The following is a 25203-nucleotide window of genomic DNA, read 5'->3' on the forward strand; positions in this document are numbered from 1 at the left end:
CGCCACCAACCCCTAGCGGCGGCCGCACCCTGAAAGGCTAGTTCAGGAATTGCTAAAACAGGATCTTCAAAGCAAGCTGCACGTTGAACGGCTCGCCCGCTCCGATACCGGGAGCGCTGGAACCGCCGGCAGTCGCCGTGACCTGTCCTGTTGTTTGCGTATTCGAGGTCAGGGAGTTGGCCGCGAATGTCGGATTGGAGTAGTTGTAGCGGTTGAAGACATTGAACATCTCGCCACGGAACTGCGCCCGTATGCCCTCGCGCAGAGGAACGTTCTTGAAGATCGAGAGATCCACCGAAGCATATCCCGGCCCATAGAACTGTCCTACCCGCGTCGTTCCCGCCGTCAGCGCAGCAGGCGAGACAATCGCCAGCGGATTGAACCACTGGATATACGCCACACCCTTGCTGAGTGCATAGTCGATCGACTTGCTGGTGCCACCGCTGATGCACGTCGAGCCCGAATCGCAGGTCAGCGGATTGCCCGTCAGGTTCGCGCGGTCGGCCCCCTCACCCAACCCCAGACCGGAGTTATTGGCGGAGCTGCTCGCCGTAATCGGCTTGCCGCCGCGGATCCACAACAGGCTGCTCGCCTGCCAGTCATGCGTCAGCCACTTCGGTCCGCGCTTCAATCCCGGAATGTCATAGGTGAAGAAGCCCTTGAACTGGTTGCGGACATCGTTCGCCAGGTTGCCATAGTCGAGATTCGGATTGGTGTTGTCCGTTGGCAGCGCCGTATTGCTGCCCAGGTTATGCGACCACGTATAAGAGTACTCCGAGATCAGGCCATGCCAGTTACGTGTCTTGATCAGCGCCTGCAGGCTGTTGAAGTTCTCGCCGCCGGCGCTGGCAATCTGGCGGATCTGTCCGAAGTTCGGGAATTTTCCGATGTAGGGCCGCTTCTGCTGGATCGGCAGGAAGCCGTTCACAATCGGCGTTGTGCTCAGCGCCGCACCCAACTGTGTCTGGTTGAGATCGTAGGCGTTCAACAGGTGCTTACCCTGCGTTCCCACATAACCGACCTGCGCAATCATGTTCTTACCGATCGCCTTCTCCACGTTCAGCGAATAGTTTGCCGTGTTCGAGGTCGTAAAGTTCGGGTCCACCGCCGCAATGCTGGCCACTGGACACGTCGCCACCGTCGAGCCCGAGCATGCACCAGGAAGCTTCGGGCTCGTCGGGAAGATCGATCCCTGTGAAGAAGCAATCAACTCGCCAAGGTTAGGATTCGTCAGCGATTGGTTGTACAACGGCTTCGTTCCCGCAGGATTGCCAAGCAGGCCATTGCTCGAAAGCCATGTGTTCGTCGATGGCGTGTCGTAGTACAGTCCAAAGCTGCCGCGCAGCAACGTGTCCGTCAGCATCGGCACCTGCCACGAGAAGCCCACACGGGGAGCCAGTTGCAGCGATGAAGCCTTGTAGGGCTCCGAGATATCCTGCCCCACCACGGCAAGTCCGCCAGTGGGCGCAAGCGCATTCGCCGCCACCGAAGGATTGAAGACCGTCAGGTCCTTCTGGTTATCCCCGATCGGTGACAGATAGTCCCAGCGCAGCCCGAAGGTCAGGTTCAGGCTGCTTGTCACCTGGTACCCGTCCTGCACATAGAGGTTGAAGTTGTTGACGCTGGCGATACGATCCATCACGCCGTTGACCAGCGTGGATGAGTTCGACTGAAGCTGCAGAAAATCCGCCAGTGCGCGCAGACCGCTATCCACCGCGGTGGAGGCGCCATTGTACGTAAAGGTCGAGGGATACGCCGTACCTACGTTCGCTCCATTTGCAGCCGCGAATCCGCGATTGCCGCTGAAGCTGAAGTTACCGCGTGTACCGCCGTTTCCACCGGCTCCGTTACCTACTTCGTAGATCTGCGTGCGACGATACTCGCCGCCGGTACGGATCTGATGTTTGCCATACGACATCGAGACGATGTCTGAAAGGTGCCCGCTGAAGTCGTGACGCGATGAGAACGGACTCTGACCCGTCGCATCGAACCCGGAGATGCTCAGTGTAGGCGCACCCTGAACATTTCCGGGCCCAAGGCCAACGATGAAGCCTGCCTTCGAGGCATCGACGTTGGGGTTAGCGTCGCTGAACGGCTGGTTGAAGTAATCCACGCCGGCAACGATCTGGTTTGTCATCTTTGCGTTGACCTGGGAGTTCAGAATCACCGCAATGTTATGCACGTGCATACCAGCCACCTGGTAGTACCAGGGATTCTGGCTTCCCTTCGGCGCTGTCTGGCTACCCTGTCCCCAGTACCAGCGTGCCGAAAGCTTGTTCTTGGCATTGATGCTCTGGTCAAGCTTGAGCATGAGGTTGTTGCTGTAACCATGCTGCGCGGCATTGGTGGGCAGATAGTTATTTGCGCTTGCAGGTCCGGTCAGCATCGAGGGCTGCCACAGCGTATTGATCAGCCCCAATGCAATTGGGCTGGGTTTGATATTTTTCGTCGCCAGCAGCGCCGTCGCTTTCGCCACGTACGCCGTCGAGGGCTCGGTAAAAGTATTAGTCGACTGCGACAGGATGTAGCCCTGCCGCTCATACGTCAGGAAGTAGAAGGTCTTGTCCTTGAAGATCGGTCCGCCGAGTGATCCGCCGAACTCATGAAAGCGAACCTTCGATTTGCCATACGGCGCCAGGCCGGAACTCGCCCGCGATATATTCGTTGCCCGCAGAAATGGATTCATCGCCGCAAAGAACTCATTGCGGTCGTAGTAATACAGGCTTCCATGAAGCTGATTAGTGCCCGACTTGATCACCAGGTTCACGGACGCTCCGGCGAACTTACCGGACTCAGCGCCGCCCTGCGTCTGCGCCGAAAACTCTTCCACCGCATCGATCGGAATCAGGGTTCCAGGAATACCGCCGACACCGCCCTGGTTCGCGGCCGATCCATTGTTTGCCGGGTCATTGTTGTCCACGCCTTCGATCATGTAGTTGATGCCCGCGCGTCCATTCACACTGCTTGTGCCCGTCGCTCCCGGCAGCAGATTAACCATCGCCGTAAAGCTACGCCCATTCAAAGGAATGTTCTGAACTTCCTCTTTCGGGATGGTGTAGGTCTGCACCTGCGTAGTGGTGTCGAGCGTCAATGACGCGGCGTCTACTTCCACCACCGTCGTGTTCTGTGCAACTGTCATCTTCGCCGGCAGATCGAAGATCGATCCGGCGGAGACGCGTACTTTATCCACTTTCATGCTGGCGAAGCCGGGAAAGGCAATCGTCACGGTGTAGTCACCGAGCGGAAGATCCTGGATCGAATAGGTACCGGCGCTGGATGAAACCGTGCCATACGACTGCGCGGTAGCTTCATTCTTTACCGTAATGGTGGCGCCCGGAATCACAGCTCCGGACGTGTCCGTAACAATGCCGGAGATACCTCCGCGAAATGTACTCTGAGCGACACCGACACTGGCGAGAAGAGACACGAATACTGCAAAGAAAAGACGACGCATAACAAATGCCTCACAAAGTTGAAATCTGTTGTGTACGTCTGGAACCCGGCATGAAGAGACACGTCCGCCGCATCCCCGGATAGGGATCTACCGGGAAGCGGACTGAGCTACTTCCATCACTGCTCGATTGATTTTGAGTGAATGCAGTGTGTCACGAAGACAACGTGTTACCACCCTGCAGTTTTGTAATGAATTGTCACAGGTTCGTTACACAGGGGCCGCTCATAGCCCTAAACGCTGAAGCCGGAGTCCCCAATGAACTCGTTCATTGAGTCGGAAAGGCGTGCTCTATACCAGCCTCGGACAGCGCTTTAGGTTTTCGAGCTCTATAATTCCGCAGCGAAATCGAATTTGTAGATATCTCCTGGCTGTTTCATCGAGCGCTCTTCGCAGATTGCGTCCCTGTCTTCGCATCGCAGGTGCGAATGTCTTGCTTAACGGGACCGCTTCAGCCGTCCCGTTCCAGACGCTACTATGACGGCGGCTTTAGCCGCTGAGGTACACAGGGTTATGACCTCAGCGGCTAACGCCGCCGTCTCTCAGACATCTTCTACGGCACGGCTAAAAGCCGTGCCCTTAAGCAAGACCAAGCGCCTCTGGCGCTTCGGATCAAGATATGAGAGAGCTGAAGGCCCGCTCTATAGATCTCTGCCTGCTCGCCTGCCGACGCATGAAACTTCAGTGACAGATCGCGCTGACTAAGGCTTTCCTAAGCTCCATCGCATACAACTGCACCATTCCATACTGGAAAGGCAGATTCTCATGCGACATGCGATCCCTGTGCTTTCGTGCAGCCTGATCTTCTCCCTTGCTCTCCACGCACAGGAAGAGGAAGGCAAGCGGAAGTTCCCTCCGCCCGAAAGCCTCTCAACCGACTCTCTCATCAGCCAGCCCGGCCCAAGCTTCACCGTCTCCGACAACGATATCAGCCGATCGCCAAGAATCATCGTCTACGGCGACCAGCGATTTACCGACCCCACCAACACCAAGGTCACCAGCCCACAGGCTCGCCGCCTACTGGTCGGCAAGATCGCCGAAGAGCACCCAGACGCTGTGCTGATGAACGGAGACGTTCCCTACAGCGGAGACGTCGTCAATGACTACCAGGTCTTTCACGACGAAACAAAGATCTGGCGCGACGAGAAGCTGCATATCTATCCCTCACTCGGAAACCACGAGTTTCATGGCGATCCGCAGGAGGCCCTCGATCACTGGTGGAGCGCCTTCCCATACCTCCGTAATCGCCGTTGGTACTCCACGCAGCTCGGCAAGTCGATCTACACCATCGCTCTGGACAGCGACACCTCACTCCAGGCAGGCAGCAACCAGCGAAAATGGCTGAGCAATCAGCTCGCGAATCTGCCCGCTTCCGTACGCTTTGTCTTCATCAGCCTGCATCATCCGCCGGTAGCCGACTTCCAGACGCACATCAACGTCAGTCACAATCCGCGCCCGAATGAGATTGAGCTGCGCGACTACCTTGAGAGCGTTGCTCCCACAATGAAGGCAAAGATCGTCCTCAGCGCCGGACACATCCATAATTACGAACGCTTCTCCCGCAACGGCGTTACCTATCTCGTCTCCGGCGGCGGAGCAGCCTCTCCGGTACGCGTCGAACGTAAGCCGGAAGACCTGTATCAGAACGACGAGTTCCCAAACTATCACTTCGTTGAGTTCACACTCAAGGGAGACACACTCACCGGCAAGATGTATCGCCTCGCCGATCCGGAAGCCGAGAAGGTTACCTGGGAAGTGAAAGATACCTTCGAGATCAAGGCGAAGTAATCGCAACTCAAAAGGGGCTTCCAGCAGGAAGCCCCTTCTGCTTTTAGAACTTGTACCGCAACGAGAACTGCATTCGCCTCGCCGGCTGTGCCGTAGTCGGTTGCTGAAAGAGCGACGACCGCACATTCCCCACGTAGCCACCGAAGTTCGCGCGGTTTGTAAGATTGAACGCCTCCACACCGAAGGTGAGGTGCCGCCTTTCACTCTGCTTGCCGCGGCTGAAGTAGAGATCGTGCGCCCAACGCGCATCCACACTCACCGCGCCGGCCGCCTGCAACGCATTCCGCGACACTCCGGCCGGCCGTGCATTCAGCATTCCGGTATGAAAGAGATCGATTCCCGCAGTTTCGGTATACGGCAGGCCACTGGCAACGTGCACACCCAGGCCAAGATTCCACCAGCTCTCTTCGTGGAAGGTGCCCAGCATCTCAAAGCGATGCCGCTGATCAAAGTCTGCCCGGCCATACTCGCCCGCGAGGTTGTATTGATTCGCGGGAAACCACGCGATGCCGCCGGTATCGTTTTCCGTCCTGCTCAACACATACTGCGCCATTCCGGAGAACCACGGGCCCGCCTTGGTCTGCACATTGATCTCCAACGCGTTCGAGATCTGCCGCCCCTTCGATTCCATCTGACGCAGTACACCCACACTCGCATCCGGACGCACTCCATATATCGGCGGCAGAGGAGCATTCACGTCCCGCGATCGAAAGAGATGGAAGCCGCGAAGGCCGTCATACGAGACGGCCAGCGTCGTCCCCGCAGCAATGGAGCGCTCCAACGCAAGACTGTAGTGCACTGTACATGGGATATACGTATCGTCCGCCCGGCGAACCAGATTCGATGGATAGCCCGCTGGAACAGCCGCATTCGGATAACTTCCCTGAAAGACCGTATACGAGCGAAGATTCACACCATTCAGTAGCTTCAGATCGGCGATAGGCGCAGGCCCTGAGCGGTCATAAAACATCCCCGCACCGCCGCGAATCACAGTCTTCTTATCCTTGAGCGCATACGCCAGCGAACCGCGCGGCGAAACATTGTGAGGAGACTCAAAGTATGTCTGCCAGTCATATCGCAGCCCCACCACAGCCTGAAGCCGGGGCGCTATCTGAACCTGATCCTGTACAAAGATGCCCAGCTCATTCAGCCAGAAGACCGCACGCCCACTGCCCTGCAACTGCGTAAACGCCGTGGGCCGGCCCGCTCCATAGTCACCCAGGCTTGAGAAGTTATACGTGCCCAACCGGTTAGTATGGTCTTCCCACGCCCGGCGGCTGATATTCGGAATCGTGATGCCGAACTTCACATAGTGTTTTCCGCGGCTGAGGCTGACAATATCGTTGATCTTGAGGTTGTTCTCCGTCGTGTACTGATCCGCCTGCGCGCCTCCGCCGGTGAATCCGCCATCAACAACAAGCTTCCGCGCGTTCACTACACTGCGCGCGGGGTCATGATCTTTCTCATAGAAGAGCTGCAACTGGTTGATAAGCGTCGGTGACAGGATCAGCCGGTCGTTGAAGATGACATCCTCCTCTCGCGCCTGCGAATTTATTCCGGCATCCTGCGTCACCAGTCCCCCGACACCAAGGTTCCTCGACACCACGTCCGTTACGTTGTACTGCAGCGAGACCCTGTGGTTCGCATTCAGATCCCGCGTCAGCCGCACGGCGAAGTCAGTCTCATGAACCGGCGCAGGCACATTCGCATCAATCGGCCCCGCCGGCGAAACAGCATGCACGATCGCCTGCGCATCATCCTCCTGCCGCGAGCCCGAGATCAGAAAGCCCGTTCTGCTGCCGCGATAAAGCGGCCCCAGCACCGACCCCTCAAAGATCCGCTTCTGCTCCTGCGGCTTAACCTGCGCAAAATAGTTCTTCGCATCCAGTGCGGCATCGCGAATCAGGAAGTTAAGTGTGCCATGCACCTTGTCGCCCGGCGCCTTCGTGATGACCTCGATGCGCCCCCTGCCCGGACGATTGGTCTCTGCGCTGTAAGGATCGTTGTTAATCCTCACCTCCTTCAGCGCCGACGCACTCACTCCCGTCCCCTTCATCTCAACGCCATCCACCACGATGCTGATTCCGCTGGTCCCAATCGCCGACTGCGAAAGAAACGGCATCAACGCACCCAGTACGTTCTGGTCGAAGATCGGCAACGCCTCCAGTGCCTTACTGTCCGCGGCGGCCTGATTGGCGTTAGACTCCGCAGCCGTGGAAACTCCCGCCTCCTCTTCCACTGCATCGACCTCGGTCTTCACCTCAGCCACTACAAGGTGGATCGTTACCTCGTCCACCGGCCGCCGTCCAACCGTAAGCTTCGTATCGAACACCGCGAAGCTCTGTTGTGCCGCCAGGTGCAGGTGATATGCTCCCTCTCCGACACCGCGGAAGAAAAACCGTCCTGCCTCATTCGTTACTGCAGTGACCGTCGTTCCGTTCTGCGCTGAAAGCTCAACCGTAAGACCGGGAACCACTGCTTCGCCAGAGTCGACCACGCTTCCGCGGACCGTCTGCTGAGCGAACGCAACCGTAGTAAGCCCCACAAGGAGCAGAAGCTGAATCACACAACGCAAAGCAATTCCCCTCATAGAAAAAAGATGTGGCCCCGCCTCGTGAACGGGGCCACATAACCACCCAACGTTTTTAGAACTCCATCTTGAGGCTGAACTGCAGCTCGCGCGGTGTTCCCCTTCCGGTTGGATTGCTGTTGTACGAACTGGTGATGACACCGAAGTTCGTTGGAGTCGATGTACCCGATCCAGTAGGCTGCGACCATGTTGTCGCCGGTTTGCCGTACTGAGCCACGTTGAAGATGTTGAACGCCTCCGCCTTGAAGTCCAGGCCGACACGCTCGCTGATCGGGAAGCGCTTACGCAGCGCAGGATCGATCTGCCAGTGCGAAGGTCCACGCGCCGCATTGCGTCCCAGGTTGCCCCACGTACCATTTGCAGGCATGGAGAACGCATTCGGATTGAGCCACAGCGCCGGTGTACGAGGGCTCGCATACATCGAGACTCCCGGCACGCGGTTCGGGCGCTGGCCCTTGTTCAACTGATCCGGCAACGCAGTCGCACTCCGGCTGACCGTAATATTCAACGGCTGGCCGCTGCGGGCAGAAGCAATACCGCTCATCTGCCAGCCGCCGATGAAGTAATCTCCAAGCCGCGAGACACTGTTGAGATACGCCCGGCCACGACCGAAGGGCAACTGCCATACGGCGCTCGCCGCAAAGTAGTGCCGCAGGTCCTGGTCGCCCGAAGCCCGCTCACACACGCGGCAGGCAACATTCTGCGGAGCATCCGATTCGCCGCCGCCAATACCGCCATTATCAATCTGGTGCGAGTACTGATAGTTGGCCGATACCAGCAGGCCGTGCGTGATGTTGCGCTGCAGACTCGTCTGCAATGCGTTCGTGCTCGCATGTGCATCGGTAGCGCGGTAGTCGATGGTGGAGAAGTTCGCATACGGCCGCGTGCCCGTCGCTGGATTGATGCCGTTCAGCGTCGTGTCCGAGAAGGTATGCGCCGCGCTGGTTCCAAAGTAGGCGACCTGGAAGATCGTCTGCTTCGCAATCTCCTGCTGGATCGACAGCGTCCACTCATTCACAGCGGTATCTCTGCGCTTGATCGACGACGCCGACGGACTGGCGCTTCCCGTTGCCACACCCAGCCCCGGAGGAATGGGATAGCTGAGACCGGGCACCTGCTTCTGATTCAAGGTGTACTTGGTAGCCAGGTTCGAGATCGGCGCACTCAACCCGCCGAACTGACCGAAGCCGTAGTAGATGCCGAAGCCGGCACGCACCACAAACTTGCCACGCAGCGCTGCCGGCGACCATGTGCCGCTGACCCGCGGTGAAAAATTGGCAAGATTCGGGTCATACCAAGCCGTTCCCGCCGGGCAGATCACCGCGGCGCAGTGCAGTGGATCGACAAGCTGTCCACGGCCCAGCACCTCATGATTCACGCCGAAGTACTCATAGCGAAGCCCGAGGTTCAGATTGATCGTCGGGCTCAGCTTGAACTGATCCATCACATACCCGAAGTACGAGGTCATACGCTGGCCGGTCACAGGCACCTGGCCGTTGTACGTATCGGAGTCGATCTTGTTCTGCAGGAACGTCGTGTAGTCAACGTAGGCAATCGTCTCGTCCGGACTGTTCGGCGATGCCTTGTTCTCCTGCACGCGGCGCACAGTAATGCCAGCCTTCAACGTATGCCTTCCATAGAGAAAGGTCGCATCGTCGAGCGCCGTAAACGAGTTGTCGTTACGGATCGATCCAGCAGGATTGCCAATGCTTGTAAACGTACTGATCGACAGCGCGAACGGGAACGGCGTCGTCTGTCCCTGAAGGAACTCGGCGCGATTGAATCCATAACGGAAGTCGTTATAGAAGCGCGGCGTGAAGGTGTTCTGCAAACCGATAGTTGCATTCGGCGTGTTCAGGTTATTGAACCCCGTCGATGGAGCAAGTCCATTCGGCGCACTCTGCGTGTAGTGATCGGTATTGACACGGACAAACGCATTCATCCGCTCATTGACGTGATAGTCCAGGCGCAGAATGCCCGCATCCTCATGCGTCACCTGGCGTCCGCTGCCGAACCAAGTGTCGCTGACAGCGCTGATGCTTTTCTGCCCCAAAGGAAACGCGTTGATCAGTGCGGCCAGACCCGGCTGCTGCGTCGCCACCTGCGAACGATAGCTACGGCTCGGTACGGTACCGGTCAGCGTCTGATCAATGACCTGACGTAATGCATCGTAGTTTGCAAAGAAGAAAAGCTTCTTTCGAAGGATAGGACCACCCAGGTTCGCTCCAAAGTTATTCAAGCGAAGCGGAGGCAGCACACCATTCGCTCCCCACGGAGCAGCGTCGAAGACATCGTTGCGCAGATACTCCCACAACGCTCCATGAAACTTGTCGCCGCCTGTCTTCGAGACCACCTCAACCTGGCCGCCTGCGGTTCCGCCCTGATCGGCGCTGTAGACAACGCCGTTCGCACGAAACTCCGCGATCGCCTCTGTGGATACCTGGAGATGAAGATCCACCTTCTGGTACTGATGATTGATGCCGGAGTTATCCACGCCATCCAGATGCCAGGTGTTGTCTTCATCCGACAGACCGGCAAACCGCATATCCTGCTGCGTGCCCGTGCCGCCATCAATCACACCCGGCGCCAGCGAGACCAGACCAATGTAGTTCCGGCCATTCAGCGGCACATCCGTCGCCTGCTTGCCATGCACTACACCGCCAATCTCAGCAGAGGACTTCGAAAGCCCCGAATCAGGGCTCACCTCAATCTGCGTGGACTCACCGGCAACCGCAAGCTTCATATCGAGCGTGCGCGTCTGGCCTACATCGAGTGTCAGATCATCTACCTGGTACTTCGCGAATCCACCCGCCTCAACCTCCACCGTGTACGTTCCGGTGGAGAGTGAGGTCACGGTGTACACACCGGCCTTGTTCGTCACTGTCTCACGCCGCGTCTCGGTATTGGCAGACGTGAGGACAATCTTCGCACCGGCGATCCGCGCACCCGAAGCATCCGTAATCGCACCGGTCAACGTCGCCCGGTCGGTCTGCGCCGCAAGGCGCAGTACCGGGAGCAACAGGAGCAACAACGTCAGCATTCTCTTCATCGCGTTTCATCCTTCCGCGGGCCATCGCCCGCTTTACTGGTAAAGAGCCTTCTTGCTGGGAATCTGGCGCTGCATATCATCGCGAACGGCAAGGCCAATCTTGATTGCCTCTTCTTCACTCGCCGCCTTGGTGTACGGAACCTCCATCACCACAAAACCGCCACTCAGGTCACGTCCCTTAGCATCGGTAATCGGAATCAGAAGGTCGAAGGTCTTGTCCTTGTCCAGCCGCACAGCAATCGGTTGCTGCTTTGCAAGCTTCTCCATGTCAGCAGCCGACGACTTCTTGCCGACCTTCGACGCAGTGATATTGGCGATGATGACGTTGTCGGTCTCTCCCGGCGGCGTAGCATGCAGACCGAGCTTCACCAGGTCGGCATCGTGCGCTGCCTTCACCTTCATCACCAGCGACTGCGCAAACGGCGCATGCACATGCATGTAGGTGCTGGGATCCTGCGACTGGGCAAATGCAGACACGGACGAGACTCCCGCGCCCAAAGCAATAGCGATGACGGCCTTACGAACAAACGTTTGCATTCTGCTCTCCTGAATAGGGATGAAAAGGAATAGTCCTGTCGGCTGGCAGACAGAGCGCGTCGTTCCGCTCCATGCAAAACTCTTCTTCTGTTCGCCGATGAGCCTGATTCAAGCGGCTTCTTCTTAGATCAGCCTTAGAAACACCGCTCTGTTACAGGGAATTCACACATCCACGCCCCCTAAACACAGGCAGAGGGTGTAATCAAGAAACAGCGATGAATGTTCTGGTAGTTGAAGACAATCGGCGTCTGAGCGGTGTGCTTCGGCAAAGCCTGGTGGAAGACGGCCACCAGGTTACCATTGCAGAACGCGGTGACGAAGGCCGCGATCTGTTGCTCGGCGCGCCCTTTCACGTCGCCGTACTCGACGTCATGCTCCCAGGGCTCGATGGCTTCTCTTTGCTGAAAGAAGCGCGGTCGTCCAGATGTGTTGTCCCCATCCTGATGTTGACGGCAAAGGATTCCATGCCCGACATCGTGCACGGCCTCAACCTCGGCGCCGACGACTACCTGACCAAACCCTTCCAGATCCCCGTCTTCCTCGCGCGCGTCCGCGCCATGGGAAGGCGGCGCCCCGAGCTGCAATCAAACATCATCTCCGTCGGCAATCTTCATCTCGACAGCGACAGCCACACCGTCCGCCGCGATGACAACGAGATCACGCTCACGCGCAAGGAATACGCTCTGCTGGAGCTGCTCATGCGGCGCGCCAATAAGGTCGTCACGCGTAATCAGCTTCGCGAAGCAGGCTGGTCCTTCGATGCCGATGTCAGCGACGGCAACGTCGACTTCTACATCCACAGCCTGCGCTCGAAGATCGACATCAAGGGAGAGGAGAGCATGATCCGCACGGCGCGCTCGCTCGGCTACATGCTGACCTCGTCACGATGAAGCTCACACTGAGATCGCTGCGTCTCAAACTGGCGGTACTCTACACCGTCTTCGCGCTGATCTCCATGGTCTGCCTGGGCTGCTTCTCGTACGTTTACATGAACTATGCGCTCGAAACATCAAGGCAAGTCACCATGCAGGCACGGGAAGAGCGCTTCGTGCGTTTTATCGAGACCTGGCCGGAGAAAGATAAGACCCTCTCGCTGACCGAGAAACTCGACCGTCTAAGCATCGCCATTGCAGCCACCGACATCATCCAGGTCTACGAGCTCGACGGCACTCCCATCTATTCCTCACCCGGCGCGTCCGCGTTTAAAGTACCTTGGCCCCATCAACCCTGCATCGAGCGCTGCTTCGGGCTGGTCCGGCAGTACGGCCATTCCATACGCACGCTCAACCATGTTGTCACCATGGATGGCCGGCAGCTGCGGCTCTCCCTCTCCGGCAAGATCGATGAACATGCCGAGATGATGGAGAACGTCCGCAACTCCTATCTGCTCTTTTGTCCGTTGTTGTTGATTGCCTCCGCCGCCGGCGGCTTCGTTCTCAGCGACCGTGCTCTTCGTCCTGTACGACAAATGACCGCCGAGGCCCGCAGCATTGGCATTCATGACCTGAAACGCCGGCTTCCCATACCCAACACTTCCGATGAGCTGCAGGTACTCGCCGAAACCTGGAACGAGCTGCTCGAACGTCTCCACACCGCCGTCAGCCGGCTGACACAGTTCACCGAAGATATCTCGCATGACCTCGGAACCACCATCACAGTCATGCTCACAACGGCCTCTCTCGCGCTGCATCGCAAGCGCACGGCGGAAGAATACCGCGCCGCGCTTCGCACCATCACCACGGAATGTGAGGCAACATCCCGCCTGCTGCAGGACCTGCTGGCCGTTACCCGTGCCGACATGGTGCAGCAGCACATCGATATGCAGCTCGTCCCGCTGTCCGAGCTCGTCTGCGAAGTCGCGGATAATCTACGAGCCAAAGCGAACCTCAAACATCAGACGCTGCAAGCCAGCATCGCTTCCGACGCCTGGACCATGGGCGATCCATCGCTGCTGCGCCGCATGGTCGGCATTCTGCTCGATAACGCCATCAAGTACACGCCAGAGCATGGAGCGATTGCTGTCTCGATCACCTCCGACCTGCAGCACATCCATCTCAAGGTTCAGGACAACGGCATCGGCATCGCCCCCGAAGCTCTGCCACGCATCTTCGACCGCTTCTACCGTGTCGATCCCTCCAGAACCCAGGAAGAAGGCAGTAGCGGCCTCGGCCTCGCCATCGCACAGTGGGTCGCCGGTGTCCACGGCGCCGCCATCACCGCCGCCTCTACTCCAGGCAATGGAAGCGAGTTCTCGGTCACCATGCCACTTGCGACAGAGATCCCATCAGCAGAACTCATCTCATTAGCCGCAGAACAATAAAGGCTTGTCATCCTGAGCGGAGCGAAGGACCCGCTTCTCTGCTTCTCTAACACAGAGCGCCCTCAGCGGCTTTAGTCGCTGAGGGCAAATCCATTTACGCCGAAGCACAACATCTCGCTTTGGCGTGACATCACAAATGCCGCATCAATTCACTCGCTGCCGATCCGGTATGGATATGACTCTCCAACAGATCCAGGTCCCGCTGAATCGCCCGCAGCACATCATCGCTAATAGATGCGTCATTCCGCAGCTTCAGCAATGTCTCCCGCTCCACCTGCAACACCTCCAGCAGCAACGCGTCACGCTGCATCCTGCTGAAGCCTTCTACCTCTTCCACATCCTCTGCCGGCAACGCATGAAGCCGACGTTCATAGGTTGATTGCAGCTCGCGCACCACACCCGGCTCGTATCTGTCCTGCACGCGCCGCCGGTTCAAATAGCGCAACGCGTCTTCGACCAATCTCCGCCGCGCCCGCCGTTCCTCCACTTCCTCTTCGTTGCTCCCACCGATCTGCGTCAAGCGAATCAGCCACGGCATCGACAATCCCTGCAACACCAACGAGGTCACGATCAAGCAGAAGGTCAGATAGATGATCATGCTGCGCTGCACAAACGCAGCCCCATTGCTCAGCGTGTACGGCACAGAAAACGCCGCCGCGAGTGAGAGCACGCCACGCATACCACCCCAGGCAAGCACCAGCAGCTCCTTCGGCTTTGGCACAGGATTATTTCCAACCCGTTGCAAGTGCCGATAGAAGTACACGGCATACGTCTCCGCAAAGATCCAGAACAGCCGCAGCACAACAACCGCCCCGCTGAACAGAGTTCCTGTCCACAGCAGCCGCCACATCCCAATGCCTGACAACTGCGCCCTCACCAACGGCAACTGCAGACCAATCAGAATGAAGACCACGCCATTCAGCACAAAGGTCAACACATCCCACACCACGGCAAACTGCAGCCGGACCTGTGGTGACATAAAGCGGTGGCTTTCGCGGCTCATCAGCATGCTGCAGGCAATCACCGCCAACACACCAGAGGTATGCAGATACTCGGCAAAGATGTACACCGCATAACAACTCAGCAGACTCACCACAATCTCGATCGGCGCATCGTCGATCCAGCGCTCAAGCATCGAGACGGCCAGGCCCACCAGCAAGCCAACCAGCACACCGCCGGCGGAAAGATAGACCAGCCGGCCAACACCTTCCACCACGGTGGGCGAATGCCCGCTGAGCAGAATCGCCAATCCAAACTGAAAAGCCAGCAGACCGGTTCCGTCATTCACCAGGCTCTCTGCCTCAAGAATGTCCACGATCCGCCGCGGAAGCCCCAGCCGCCGCGCAATCGCCGTCGCCGCTATCGCATCGGTCGCTCCAATAATGGCTCCCAGCAGCAGCACCGACTTCACATCGAAGCCCGGCAGAAGCTGTGTTCGTGCCGCAATCAGAACCACAATCGTGAAGGTAACCAGCCCCACGGCCAGCGCAAAGATTCTGCCCAGATTGGCACGAAACTCACGCCACGAAAGCTGCCATCCCGCAGCAAACAGCAGCGGCGGTAGAAAGACATAGAAGACCAGATTCGGTTCCAGCGCGATGTTGGGAAAGACCGGCAGCAGCCCCAGCACACCGCCAATGATGGTCAGCAAAATCGGATAAGGCACACGAAGCCGCCGCGCCGCTCCCGCAAACACCGCGATGAAGAGCAGCAGGAGCAGAAAGATGCTCTCTTTTCCAACGAACCCGGCTTCCATCCCACCGATTCTATCGGTTGTACAAAGCTGCCGGGACTTCTATCGGTGACGCACGCGAGAACCCATGCACCTGAATCTGTCATCCTGAGCCGCAGGCGAAGGACCCGCTTAGTGAGCCCATGCACTGGGTACACCATCCGCTGATAAAAGCGCTGAAGGCGCGCTCTATACCAGCCTGGGGCAACGCCCCAGGTCTCGGATAGTTAATAGGTCTGAGGGCTGAAGGCCCGATCTATACTCCTCATGCCAAATGGCTGAAGGAGCCCATCTGGGAAAGGAAAGCCCAACTTCTTTGGACTGTAAACCGTGGACTAAAGTCCACCACTCCTACTCGTCCCCGCATTCGCACTAATCTCCCTTCACTGCAGAGTTATAGCGCGGGCCTTCAGCCCTTTAACATCTTGTGGGCACTGAGACCTGGGGCGTTGCCCCAGGCTGGTATAGAGCGCGCCTTCAGCGCGTATAGTGCCTGCCCGAAAGCCCGCTGCTCCCACCACATAAGGCTCCTCCCTACAACATCCCCCTCAGATTCCGATACGAAACCCGCACCGCCGCCAGCGAATCTCCATACGCCGCGGCATTGTCCTGCTCCACCACAAAATGCTTTAATCCAGCCAGCTTCGCCTGCGCGAAGATCGGCTTGTAATCAATCTGCCCCGTACCCACCGGCACCAGCGACATACTGCTCACCCGCTCGTTCGGCGAGAGCGACTTGTTGACGGTCTCCAATCCGAAGACATCCTTGATGTGCCACAGCTCATAGCGCCCCGGATTCTTCCGGAACATCGCAACCGGATCCATTCCGGCAATACACGCCCAGCCGATATCAAGCTGCATCGTCACCAGCTCCGGATCAGTCTCCGCCAGCAAAACGTCATACGTCGTCTGATCGCTGTCCAACAGCTTCTCAAACTCACCCGTATGGTTATGGACAAACAACTTCATCCCAAACTTGTGCGCGATCTTTCCATTCGCATTCAATTCGGCGGCCCGCTTCTTCACGGCATCCAGCTTCACCTTCGGCTGATACGGCCCAAAGGCTCCAGCTTCTTTGAATGCATTATGTGTAATGCCGGTCCCCTGGTCGTAGTAGGCTCCCGGCTCCAGTTGCCGCCGCTGCTGCGTCTGTGCCGGCGCACCCGCGGGCCGGATCTCCGTATACCTCACACCCATCACCTGCAGCGCCTCAAGCTTGCGCTCAATCTCCGGATCATCCGCCGACAGATATCCCGTATGCGTACTCGGCATACTCAGGCCATAGCGATCCAGCAGAGCTCGAAACGCCTTCGCATCCATATTGTTGAAGCCGGTCGCCGGCTCAACCTCCTTGTAGCCGATCTGCGCCACCTTCGCCAGAACACCCTCGAAATCATCCGCCATCACATCGCGGACGGTATAAAGCTCCAGCCCGATCCGGTCTCTCCAGACCGGCTCCGCTTCCTGCGCCGTCGCCAGCCCATCCCGCAGCAACACCGCGGCTCCCACCACAGCACTCTGTTTCAGAAACGCACGACGTGAGGTGTTGTCGAACATACCTTCTCCCTTTGCCTGGTTGTGCCCCGCCCCTGTCCGGCTTCCTGAATCGACCGTACACGGAGCAATTTCCCAACCCAAGCTATATATCACGTGGAGCGCAGGTATGTATCGTCCCGTTTTCCGTTCTCACTGAAACGCCGCAGCCATCATTCCCTTCGCCTCCGACTTTCTTCCCGCCATCTCCAGCACATGGGCATACTCCTTTACGGCAAAGACATAATGCGGATCGTTCCGGGGCTGCGTCATATGCAGAATCGAGATCGCTGCCTGTAGCTCCTGCAGAGCGGGTTCTGGCCTTCCCGCAATCGCCAGGCCCTGCCCCAGCAAAAGATGCGCCCATCCCGCATCCGGATGACCCGGGCCATTCGCTGCAATCCAAAGCCGCAGAGCCTCACGGAAGCACGGCAACGCCGCCTCCGGAGATCCAGCGAGTTGCATCTCCGCACCTTCCAGCGATAACAACATCGCACGATCGTCATCGCTGAGCGTCGCGGTCTGTGCCGCTACCCGCGCCATATCGAGATAATGCGATGCCTCATCCTTCTTCTTCTGTGTGAACAGAATCGTGGCAATCGCAACCGAAGCGCGGAAGACATTAGCGGCATCCTTCGCCTGCTGGAAGCCCTTCAGCGCAATCAGCTTCTGCTGATAAGACTTCTTCATCTCTCCCGCAGCCATGTAAAGGTCGGCAAGATCATTCGCCAACCTCACCGCCTCCACCTGCTGTCCACATCGCTCATAATCCCGCTCCGCCTGCTGATAAAGACGGATCGCTCCCTGCCGATCTCCGGTTCGCTCCAACGCCTTGCCGGAGTCTTTTAGCTCCGCACCACGACACGGTTGCTGGGCAGGGAGCGGTGACACAACAACTCCACCCATGCAGACAAAGATCATCAAACAGATTGAACTCAAACGAATGGACACATTGCCTCCTTTGCGTTGCTGCATCGCATCAGATAGCCGTCCAGGGAGAACTATGAACTTATTTACATCTTTAATACGAAAGAATTCGTATTTCTGTCAAGTGCTCGGGGGCCTTTTGTTTGCTATTTCGTAGCGACCACGGGGGCGGAGAAATCCGCTTCTTCAACACTTTGCCCCCAGCGGCTAAACCATCCTGTGATGGTCGTAAGGAATAGGTACGTCCTAGAGATAGAAAAGTTCCCACACTGCCGGGTACCTTATATCTCGGCCTCGTCGAGATGTGGGAATATCGCGCTACGCGCGATCCAGGTGGGAGCTGTGGGCTTCAGCCCACAGTCATTCAGCCTTAGAAGGAATGGGCTTTAGCCCTGGGCTTTTCGCCTGGCCATAGAAAATGCCCAGCGCTAAAGCGCGTTTATTAGAACGCCCCAAATCAACGGGCTGAAGCCCGCTGAACACCCCAGTCAGCAAAGCTGGCCAGGGGCCCCGCTGCTCCCACCGCGTCCGACCAAACGATTCATCCTCATAAGCCCCGACGAAATCCCGCATTAACACCCTCAAAACCACACCTACTACCACCGCTAGTAACCCTCCAGAAACCGCTTGTCCCCACGCCATAACCGTCCTACCTTGAAGAGGTAGCCGAGAGCGATACGCCGCACCGGCAACCTGGAAGTCACCGCCAGTCTTCGGTTTGACGACCAACACACTTATGAATACCTCTGTCTCCTCATCGCCCTCGTGCGACGTGGCCGTATTTCGTCGCGGCCAAAGAACCAACTCGCTCCCTTCCGCCCATATCCCGCGCGAGCAGGCCAAATGGATGGTCGACTGCGGCGCCGCCCGCTGGGTGAACAACCGTTACAAGAGCATCCTTCTGCTGGTGGAACCGGAGAAGGCTAAACTGCACGACCTCTCCTCCGTGATGGGACCCAGCGTGACCTTCCTCAACGCCGCCGGCTCCCGCTATCACGCAGCTCTGGTGGAGGCCTGGCAACCTACCTCGATTGGAGCTACCCCATCAAATGCTGGAACGCATGGACACCCTGCAGGCACTGCGCTGCAAACGCTGCCGGCAGGTGATTGAGATTCCTCGCCCCGTGGCCGTCGACCCGGAACTGAATGCGCGCTTCGCCGAAGAAGCTGCACAGATGCATCGCTGCCAGAACCGCACCGTACGGCCCTACGTCGCTCACACACCCACACCACCGCCCACCTTCTCTGACCGTGTCACGGCCGAGATGCAACAGGCCGGTCTTCTTCCCTCCGGCGTCAACAGGAGTGCCCCGCATGGCAAAGCCCGGACGTCCATCCAAGTACAGTGACGAACTGGTCGAGACCATCTGCGCTCTCCTGATGGAAGGCCAGAGCCTCGTCCGCATCTGTTCCCTCGACAACATGCCGTCACGCCAGACCGTCGCCCGCTGGCTCGCGGCCAAACCTGACTTCCAACAGCGATACAAGCAGGCCCGCGAAGTACAGGCCGAGTTCATGGCAGACGAACTGCTCGAACTCGCCGACGATGCAACCGAAGACTTCTACGGCGAAGGCCAACCCAACCGTGTCGCCATACAACGCTCCAAGTTGAAGATCGACACTCGGAAGTGGGTTGCATCGAAGTTGCTCCCACGCAAGTACGGTGACCGCATCGACATGAACGTAACCGGCGAACTCTCGCTCGCCGAGATGGTGAAGGAGGCACGTGCGCGCGCAGGCAAACACGCTCGCGCAGTATTACAGCCAGACCGACAGATACAAGAACGATCTGGCTCGCAACAACGGACGAACCTATGGTCAAAACCGCATTTACGTCTAAGGAGCATGAATGGGAGCTTACGTACCGATTCAACAAAGCCGCGAACCGGGATGGTTCGAGACGCTCGGCCAGGCATACCAGAACCGCGCCCAGCAGCAGCTCATGCAGGCCCGCGCGCAGGAGATGCAGCAGCGCGATCTGGATCTTCGGCAGCAACAACAGGACTTCCACGATAACCAGGAGATCCGCCGCGCCCTTCGTCCTCAGATGAATGCAGATGGCAAGCCGCAGCCCTCCGAGGCTGCCGGCCAGATTGCAAATCTACGAGGACTCGGAACACCGGCAGCCAGAAAACAGGCAGACGCGATGGAGCAGGCCGAGTTCGAGCGGCAGCAGCAGCAGTATCTGCTCCAGCAGCAACAGCAGAAGATCCACGACCACGACATCGAGGAGGTCTCCTCTCTTGCTGCCTCAGCCATGCATGCTCCTAAAGGTATGGAGCAGACCGCATGGACCGCCTTCGTGAAAAAAGCCCGCGAAAAGGGTTTTGATCTCGAGAACCATCTCAGCGATCTCTACTCTCCCGAGGCAGCACAATACTACGGCAACCTCGGAGCCTCCGCCTTGGAGCAGATACGGCAACAACGGGAACAGGATCAAGCCTCCGAAAACACTCGTCATCACAAGTGGCTCGAACAAAATCAGGCGAATCAGTTGGCCGAAATGCAGCGTTACCACAATGGGATGCTCGCCACCCGTCGCGGCTCTAGCCGTGTACCGGCGCCTCAAGCACCGTCCTCGCCACAACCTGGCATCAACCTCGGCGACTATCTTCCGGACAGGCGCTGGCAGTAGTGAAACCACTCCTTCCACTCACAGGAGTTTGATTTCATGCCGAAGATCTCAGCCATTCCCTGATCGGTAGCTGGCAATCGCTTACCTAACAAACACACAACAAGATGGAGCATCTGACGCATGGCAAATACCGACATCGCATCGCTATTGAACAATTCACAACGGGAAGGCACGTATCGGATGCTCACTCCGGGCACAAAGGGAAACTACGTCATGGTTCCCTACAGCAACGTCCCCTCATTGCAGCAACGAGGCTTCGTTTTAGATGACGGAGAGATCCATCGCTACCAGGGAGACGTTGAAGCTGCGCATGCTTCTCATCCTTTACACACGGGCGGTCAGATCGCGCTGGATGTAGTGAAAGGAATCGGAAAGGGCGCACTCACTGGTGTCTCGGTCGGTGACCGATGGGCACGGGAGCACCTTCCGCCCTTCTTCACCAATTCAAACCTCGGCTTCGGTCACCCAGCGGATCTCGACAAGCTCGACGAGATGAAGACCGCACACAATACCGCGCAGCGCGTCGGCAAAGGCATCGAACAGACGGCAGAGTTCCTGATTCCCGCAGGCGGAGAAGCCGCGCTGGCAGGTGAAGTCGCCAGGCTTATTCCCAAGGCTGCTCCAATCGCCGGCATCGCCGCCTCAGCTCTTGGCTCGGGCCTAGTCAACAAATATCAGGGACAATCCTTCGGTGAAGGTGCACTCTGGGGCGCAGGCGGCCATATCGCTGCGGATGCGATTAAGAAAGCCGCACCTTATCTGGCGACGAGGGCAATGGATTCAAGGCTCTTTGCCGATACTCGTGATAAAGCAACGAAAGTAAAAGATATCGGTGAAGCAATTTTGAAAGACACTACCGGTATCGATCCGGGTAAGATCGTGGACCAGGCCAAAGCACTCCTGACTCACTACCAGGGCACTCTCGAGAGCGCCGCAAAGAACTCGCCGTTGTTTGTCGATCTGGACACGGTCAGAAATACACTCAAGCCGTTTTTCGCTCGAGCCCGACGTGGAAACCAAGAGAGCGTACTCAATGATCTGAATACCATCCACAAACAGCTCTCCTCATACCAGGGATCCGGGGCTTCCATTCCCAATCAGGTTTCGGTAGGTGACGCGTTAGGTTTCAAAGACGGTCTCGATGGCCTCTCCCGGCAATGGGGAAAAAGAAAGGAACTTCAGGACCATGCACTTGAGGCAGTTCGGGATGCGCTTCACGACAGCCTCAAAACCGCACTCCCTGAATATGAAGCTCTGCAACAGCGAATCTCTGCGCTACATCCCGTAGCGCACGCCCAGGGAATCGAAGGTCTTCCTAACAATATCAAGAAGCAGTTTGCCGATAACTTAGTCGATCTTGTCAAAAGCGGCGTTGGCTATCTCGGCGGTTTAGAACTTGCCGATGCCCTCCATGGAGGCGCCATACCTCACATCGCCGCAGGTGCAGCAGGCGCGATTCTCCCAAAACTTATTCCTGAGTCTCACGTCCTGATGTCTGGCGCTCGCGCCGCCTCCAGCACGTCCCTCCCCGCCGCCGCACGTATAGCTACTGGTGCGACACTCGCTGGCGTCCGCGGACCTCAACGATGGATGGACAACGGAGCTCGTAATCTGGCTCTTTCCGGAATCGATGACGACACCATTAACAAGTTGCGAGCGACCGACAAAGGCCAACAAACCCTGATGGAAGCAGGAGATCTCTCCTTCGGCTCCCGCAGGCTTGCAGCCATTACCAATCGCCTGCTACAGGAGAGTAAAAAATAGCTGGATGAGAGCATTTCCCTGTAGGGAATAGACTAGGCTTCCGCATCTATGGGCGTTTCTGCAATGAAAACGCCGCTGTACCCCTCTTTCGGGGTGGCCCAGCAACAAGGAAAATGCTCTAACGGTCGCGAAGCATCTGGTCTGGCGTATGACGCCCGCTATCAGGTTCGGATGCAGGAAATACTGGCTTGGAGAAGTAAGAGGCGCCGCCAGGTTGACGACGTGAGACTTGGACGAGCTCATCCAGCAAAAGCCGGATAGCCTCAAGCTTTAAAACAATTGGCAAAACTATCCTCCGTTCGATGTAAAGGCAAACCACACCGATAGAAACGCCAACTGTGAAATTCATCAGAAGATTCGAGGCCATAACTTCGTCAGTCTAGCACCGGCCCTTCCGGCCCGGAAGAAAATCCATCACACGACGTGCGGCTCTATGGCTGGCAATCTTGCTTTGCGCAGGCTCTTCGGCCTATGGCCAAACGATGTACCCGACGATCAACACACGTTCGATGATCTGTAGCCCTCCCGGATAATCCCAGAAAGGACAACTTATGCTTCGAAGCACAGCCCTTGGGCTGGCGCTCCTGCTTTTCGCGGGATGGCCGGCGGCTTGCGCGCAGGCGATCTATCCACCGATCAATACGCCTGTCTTTCGCGCACTGGATGCCAACGGCAAACCGCTCTCTGGCGGCAAGCTCTACACTTACGTCGCCGGCTCCAGTACACCGCAGTCCACCTACGCCGATCCGGCCGGCACAAGCCCCAACACCAATCCAGTCATCCTCGACTCCACCGGCTCAGCAAAGATCTTCCTCGCGCCCCAGAACTACAAGTTCGTGCTTCAGGATGCCAACGGTGTGCAGCAATGGACCGTAGATAACATCACCGGCGCTCCGCCGCAGTCTGACGTCACCAGTGTCTTCGGCCGCAAAGGAAATGTCGTTGCTGTAACTGGGGACTACACCTGCTCCCAGATCACCGGCGCCGTCTGCTCCGTCCCGACGATCTATTACCAGACGATCCGCGCCGGAGGTACAGACTTGACGCAACGATCAAAGCTCAATCTGATCGCCGGCAGCAACGTTAATGTGACGTGTTCCGACAACGCAGGTGGAAACTCGACCGACTGCACATTCGCGTATTCAGGCGGTTCCGGACCATCTCGCACTTGCAATGAGAACGGATGCTACATCCAATACGCCGACGGAACCATCGATGCCTGGGGACGTACCAATAATGCTCCCGGTGGCGGTTCCATCGCTTCGCTTACGGCTACATTTCCGGCCTTCTTCTCCACCACGGCGAATCTTGAGATCACAATCTCCCCCATAGGCGCTGCTATCGGTGACGGTAATCCGCACCCGATTGAGTGCCATGTTGACTCCTTTACGACGTCGGGGTTTTCAGCCTACATCTCTCTGCCGACACAAGTGGGAGGTTCCGGCTATGACCACTTGAGTTCGTCGCAGTACTGCTCCTGGCACGCGAAAGGGCGTTAGCGACATGATCAAGAAATTACTTTACTGGGTTGCGATCGGCTTGGTTCCCGCCTCGGCGATCGCAGCAACCTCTACCGTCACCGCCAACGTAACCGATACAGACGGTCAGGCCTGGAGTTATGGCACAGTCACCGCAAAGCTCTCCCTCCCCGGCGGGCCGTTTGGAAACATCCAGGTCCCTACGATTGGAGGCGTTGCGGTACCAACAACCGTCTCCAGCATTATGGATGCCGCGGGCGCATTTTTATTGTCGTTAACCGATACCGCCAGTCTCGACCAAAACGGCGGACAGTGGACCATCACCGCCTGCCCAAACGCCAGCATCACCGCGAACTCCACAACCGGCTGCGCAATTGTCACGACAGGAGTTGTAGGTACAAACGTTAATCTCACCTCGCGCTTCACGGGAGTGGTCGCTCCACGCTTCCCTGCCGGCCCTGATGCCTTCGGCTATCTGGATATCGAAGTCTCGCCAACACCCGCAATTCCCGGAAGCCGCTACTACAACACCAGTACCAGCACAGCGCTTCAGGGGCTGCGGCTATGGGATGGCAAACAATGGACCGGCGTCGGTGGCATCGCGGGAGGCGCGGCTGGAGGCGACCTCGCCGGGACGTATCCGAACCCGAGCGTCGTCAAGCTCAATGGGAATCCCGTCACGAACACAGCGCCAACCAACACAAGCATGACCCCGGTCTGGAATGGCGCCGCCTATAGCGCCAGGCAACTCAGCCTTGACGATCTGACACCTGCATTCGCCATCAACAGCTTCAGCGGAGGCCAGACAGTAGAAATCGGCGCAAGTGTCGTGAATCCCGCATTCACCGCCTCGTACTCCTACATACCGAGTACCGCCGCCATCACGAATACAGACAACATCAGTTCACCCACGAACCTGATCTCACCATTCACCAACGGAACCATCGCCGGCACCTTCTTCAAAACGACACAGACATCGACGACCTTCACGCTAACCGCAACCGGGGCGACAACAAAGACTGCGACGCAAACCATCGCATGGTCGCCGCGCGTGTTCGGTGGGGTGGGCTCGACCGGTGCGACCTCGGCAACGGCATCCGGAACGAACGCAGTTCTTGGCGGGGGCGGAAGTGGAACACTCTCAGGCGCTGGCATATCCAACAGCCAGGTCAATCAGATATTCGGTCCCTACTCGCCGGCCAACCAGAAGATCTACCTGCTCATCATCGGCAACGCTCACTCGAACATCGTCGATAACCTCACGGGTTTTGCGATGCCGTTCAACACGCCCACTGCGGTGACTTTCATCAACCAGAACGGCGCCGGCGTGGCGATGTATCTCTACGAGTCCACAAACCTGCTAAGCGGCACTTTCAGTCCGAAGGTGGCCAACTAAGGA

16 protein-coding genes and 1 pseudogene are annotated in these 25203 nt (G+C 57.7%); 10 read left to right on the forward strand and 7 right to left on the reverse strand.

Annotated elements, in window-relative coordinates; all coding sequences use genetic code 11:
- Positions 1 to 52 precede the first annotated feature (52 nt).
- Positions 53 to 3454 carry a TonB-dependent receptor gene (locus FTW19_RS23880; RefSeq protein ID WP_147650065.1) on the reverse strand — a complete coding sequence of 1134 codons (3402 nt, stop codon included), beginning with the start codon at positions 3452 to 3454 and terminating at the stop codon, positions 53 to 55.
- A 762-nt stretch (positions 3455 to 4216) separates the two neighbouring features.
- Between FTW19_RS23880 and FTW19_RS23885 the strand changes: the two genes are divergently transcribed.
- On the forward strand, positions 4217 to 5239 hold the full coding sequence (locus tag FTW19_RS23885) for a metallophosphoesterase family protein (RefSeq protein ID WP_147650066.1): 1023 nt from the start codon (positions 4217 to 4219) through the stop codon (positions 5237 to 5239).
- Between the two features lie 43 nt (positions 5240 to 5282).
- On the opposite strand, the gene FTW19_RS23890 is transcribed toward FTW19_RS23885, so the two are convergent.
- The 3 genes from FTW19_RS23890 to FTW19_RS23900 all read right to left on the reverse strand — a co-directional run bounded on the left by FTW19_RS23890 (position 5283) and on the right by FTW19_RS23900 (position 11415).
- Positions 5283 to 7805 carry a TonB-dependent receptor gene (locus tag FTW19_RS23890; RefSeq protein WP_246153471.1) on the reverse strand — a complete coding sequence of 841 codons (2523 nt, stop codon included), beginning with the start codon at positions 7803 to 7805 and terminating at the stop codon, positions 5283 to 5285.
- A gap of 79 nt (positions 7806 to 7884) precedes the next feature.
- Entirely contained in the window at positions 7885 to 10878 is a 2994-nt protein-coding gene (locus FTW19_RS23895) for a TonB-dependent receptor (protein WP_147650068.1), read from the reverse strand.
- A 33-nt stretch (positions 10879 to 10911) separates the two neighbouring features.
- Complete coding sequence (locus tag FTW19_RS23900) at positions 10912 to 11415, reverse strand: hypothetical protein (RefSeq protein WP_147650069.1); 504 nt, start codon at positions 11413 to 11415, stop codon at positions 10912 to 10914.
- A 215-nt stretch (positions 11416 to 11630) separates the two neighbouring features.
- Here FTW19_RS23900 and FTW19_RS23905 point away from each other — a divergent pair, with 215 nt between their 5' ends.
- On the forward strand, positions 11631 to 12305 hold the full coding sequence (locus FTW19_RS23905; RefSeq protein ID WP_147650070.1) for a response regulator transcription factor: 675 nt from the start codon (positions 11631 to 11633) through the stop codon (positions 12303 to 12305).
- The gene (locus tag FTW19_RS23910; RefSeq protein WP_147650071.1) at positions 12302 to 13735 is read left to right on the forward strand and encodes a sensor histidine kinase; all 1434 of its coding nucleotides are present in this window, start codon (positions 12302 to 12304) and stop codon (positions 13733 to 13735) included. Before FTW19_RS23905 ends, FTW19_RS23910 begins: the two co-directional genes overlap by 4 nt.
- 130 nt (positions 13736 to 13865) lie before the next feature.
- On the opposite strand, the gene FTW19_RS23915 is transcribed toward FTW19_RS23910, so the two are convergent.
- The 3 genes from FTW19_RS23915 to FTW19_RS23925 all read right to left on the reverse strand — a co-directional run bounded on the left by FTW19_RS23915 (position 13866) and on the right by FTW19_RS23925 (position 17951).
- Entirely contained in the window at positions 13866 to 15491 is a 1626-nt protein-coding gene (locus FTW19_RS23915) for a Na+/H+ antiporter (protein ID WP_147650072.1), read from the reverse strand.
- A gap of 510 nt (positions 15492 to 16001) precedes the next feature.
- The gene (locus FTW19_RS23920) at positions 16002 to 17024 is read right to left on the reverse strand and encodes a sugar phosphate isomerase/epimerase family protein (protein WP_147650073.1); all 1023 of its coding nucleotides are present in this window, start codon (positions 17022 to 17024) and stop codon (positions 16002 to 16004) included.
- Between the two features lie 129 nt (positions 17025 to 17153).
- A complete protein-coding gene (locus FTW19_RS23925; protein ID WP_187143154.1) occupies positions 17154 to 17951 on the reverse strand; it encodes a tetratricopeptide repeat protein in 798 nt (265 codons plus the stop codon).
- 712 nt (positions 17952 to 18663) lie between these two features.
- Here FTW19_RS23925 and FTW19_RS23930 point away from each other — a divergent pair.
- The 7 genes and pseudogenes from FTW19_RS23930 (at position 18664) to FTW19_RS23960 (ending at position 25200) form a co-directional block, all read left to right on the forward strand.
- Positions 18664 to 19038, forward strand: a complete 375-nt coding sequence (locus FTW19_RS23930; protein ID WP_147650075.1) for a hypothetical protein — start codon at positions 18664 to 18666, stop codon at positions 19036 to 19038.
- Entirely contained in the window at positions 19031 to 19276 is a 246-nt protein-coding gene (locus FTW19_RS23935; RefSeq protein WP_147650076.1) for a hypothetical protein, read from the forward strand. Before FTW19_RS23930 ends, FTW19_RS23935 begins: the two co-directional genes overlap by 8 nt.
- Before the next feature lie 31 nt (positions 19277 to 19307).
- Positions 19308 to 19547 (forward strand): annotated as a pseudogene (locus tag FTW19_RS26525) (hypothetical protein); the annotation flags it as partial.
- Positions 19548 to 19776: 229 nt separating this feature from the next.
- Entirely contained in the window at positions 19777 to 20562 is a 786-nt protein-coding gene (locus tag FTW19_RS23945) for a hypothetical protein (RefSeq protein WP_147650078.1), read from the forward strand.
- Positions 20563 to 20682: 120 nt separating this feature from the next.
- Entirely contained in the window at positions 20683 to 22326 is a 1644-nt protein-coding gene (locus FTW19_RS23950; RefSeq protein ID WP_147650079.1) for a hypothetical protein, read from the forward strand.
- Positions 22327 to 22877: 551 nt separating this feature from the next.
- Positions 22878 to 23825, forward strand: a complete 948-nt coding sequence (locus FTW19_RS23955) for a hypothetical protein (protein WP_147650080.1) — start codon at positions 22878 to 22880, stop codon at positions 23823 to 23825.
- 4 nt (positions 23826 to 23829) lie between these two features.
- Complete coding sequence (locus tag FTW19_RS23960; protein WP_147650081.1) at positions 23830 to 25200, forward strand: hypothetical protein; 1371 nt, start codon at positions 23830 to 23832, stop codon at positions 25198 to 25200.
- Positions 25201 to 25203 lie beyond the last annotated feature (3 nt).

Origin of the sequence: Terriglobus albidus (assembly GCF_008000815.1) — a bacterium.
GTDB classification, from domain to species: domain Bacteria; phylum Acidobacteriota; class Terriglobia; order Terriglobales; family Acidobacteriaceae; genus Terriglobus; species Terriglobus albidus_A.

Bases quoted from the DNA above. Each gene is read 5' to 3' on its own strand.
- FTW19_RS23950 (WP_147650079.1), top strand. From the start codon at position 20,683: ATGGCAAATACCGACATCGCATCGCTATTGAACAATTCACAACGGGAA.
- FTW19_RS23920 (WP_147650073.1), bottom strand. From the start codon at position 17,024: ATGTTCGACAACACCTCACGTCGTGCGTTTCTGAAACAGAGTGCTGTG.
- FTW19_RS23910 (WP_147650071.1), top strand. From the start codon at position 12,302: ATGAAGCTCACACTGAGATCGCTGCGTCTCAAACTGGCGGTACTCTAC.
- FTW19_RS23885 (WP_147650066.1), top strand. From the start codon at position 4,217: ATGCGACATGCGATCCCTGTGCTTTCGTGCAGCCTGATCTTCTCCCTT.
- FTW19_RS23900 (WP_147650069.1), bottom strand. From the start codon at position 11,415: ATGCAAACGTTTGTTCGTAAGGCCGTCATCGCTATTGCTTTGGGCGCG.
- FTW19_RS23895 (WP_147650068.1), bottom strand. From the start codon at position 10,878: ATGAAGAGAATGCTGACGTTGTTGCTCCTGTTGCTCCCGGTACTGCGC.
- FTW19_RS23960 (WP_147650081.1), top strand. From the start codon at position 23,830: ATGATCAAGAAATTACTTTACTGGGTTGCGATCGGCTTGGTTCCCGCC.
- FTW19_RS23915 (WP_147650072.1), bottom strand. From the start codon at position 15,491: ATGGAAGCCGGGTTCGTTGGAAAAGAGAGCATCTTTCTGCTCCTGCTG.
- FTW19_RS23880 (WP_147650065.1), bottom strand. From the start codon at position 3,454: ATGCGTCGTCTTTTCTTTGCAGTATTCGTGTCTCTTCTCGCCAGTGTC.
- FTW19_RS23930 (WP_147650075.1), top strand. From the start codon at position 18,664: ATGAATACCTCTGTCTCCTCATCGCCCTCGTGCGACGTGGCCGTATTT.
- FTW19_RS23905 (WP_147650070.1), top strand. From the start codon at position 11,631: ATGAATGTTCTGGTAGTTGAAGACAATCGGCGTCTGAGCGGTGTGCTT.
- FTW19_RS23945 (WP_147650078.1), top strand. From the start codon at position 19,777: ATGGGAGCTTACGTACCGATTCAACAAAGCCGCGAACCGGGATGGTTC.
- FTW19_RS23955 (WP_147650080.1), top strand. From the start codon at position 22,878: ATGCTTCGAAGCACAGCCCTTGGGCTGGCGCTCCTGCTTTTCGCGGGA.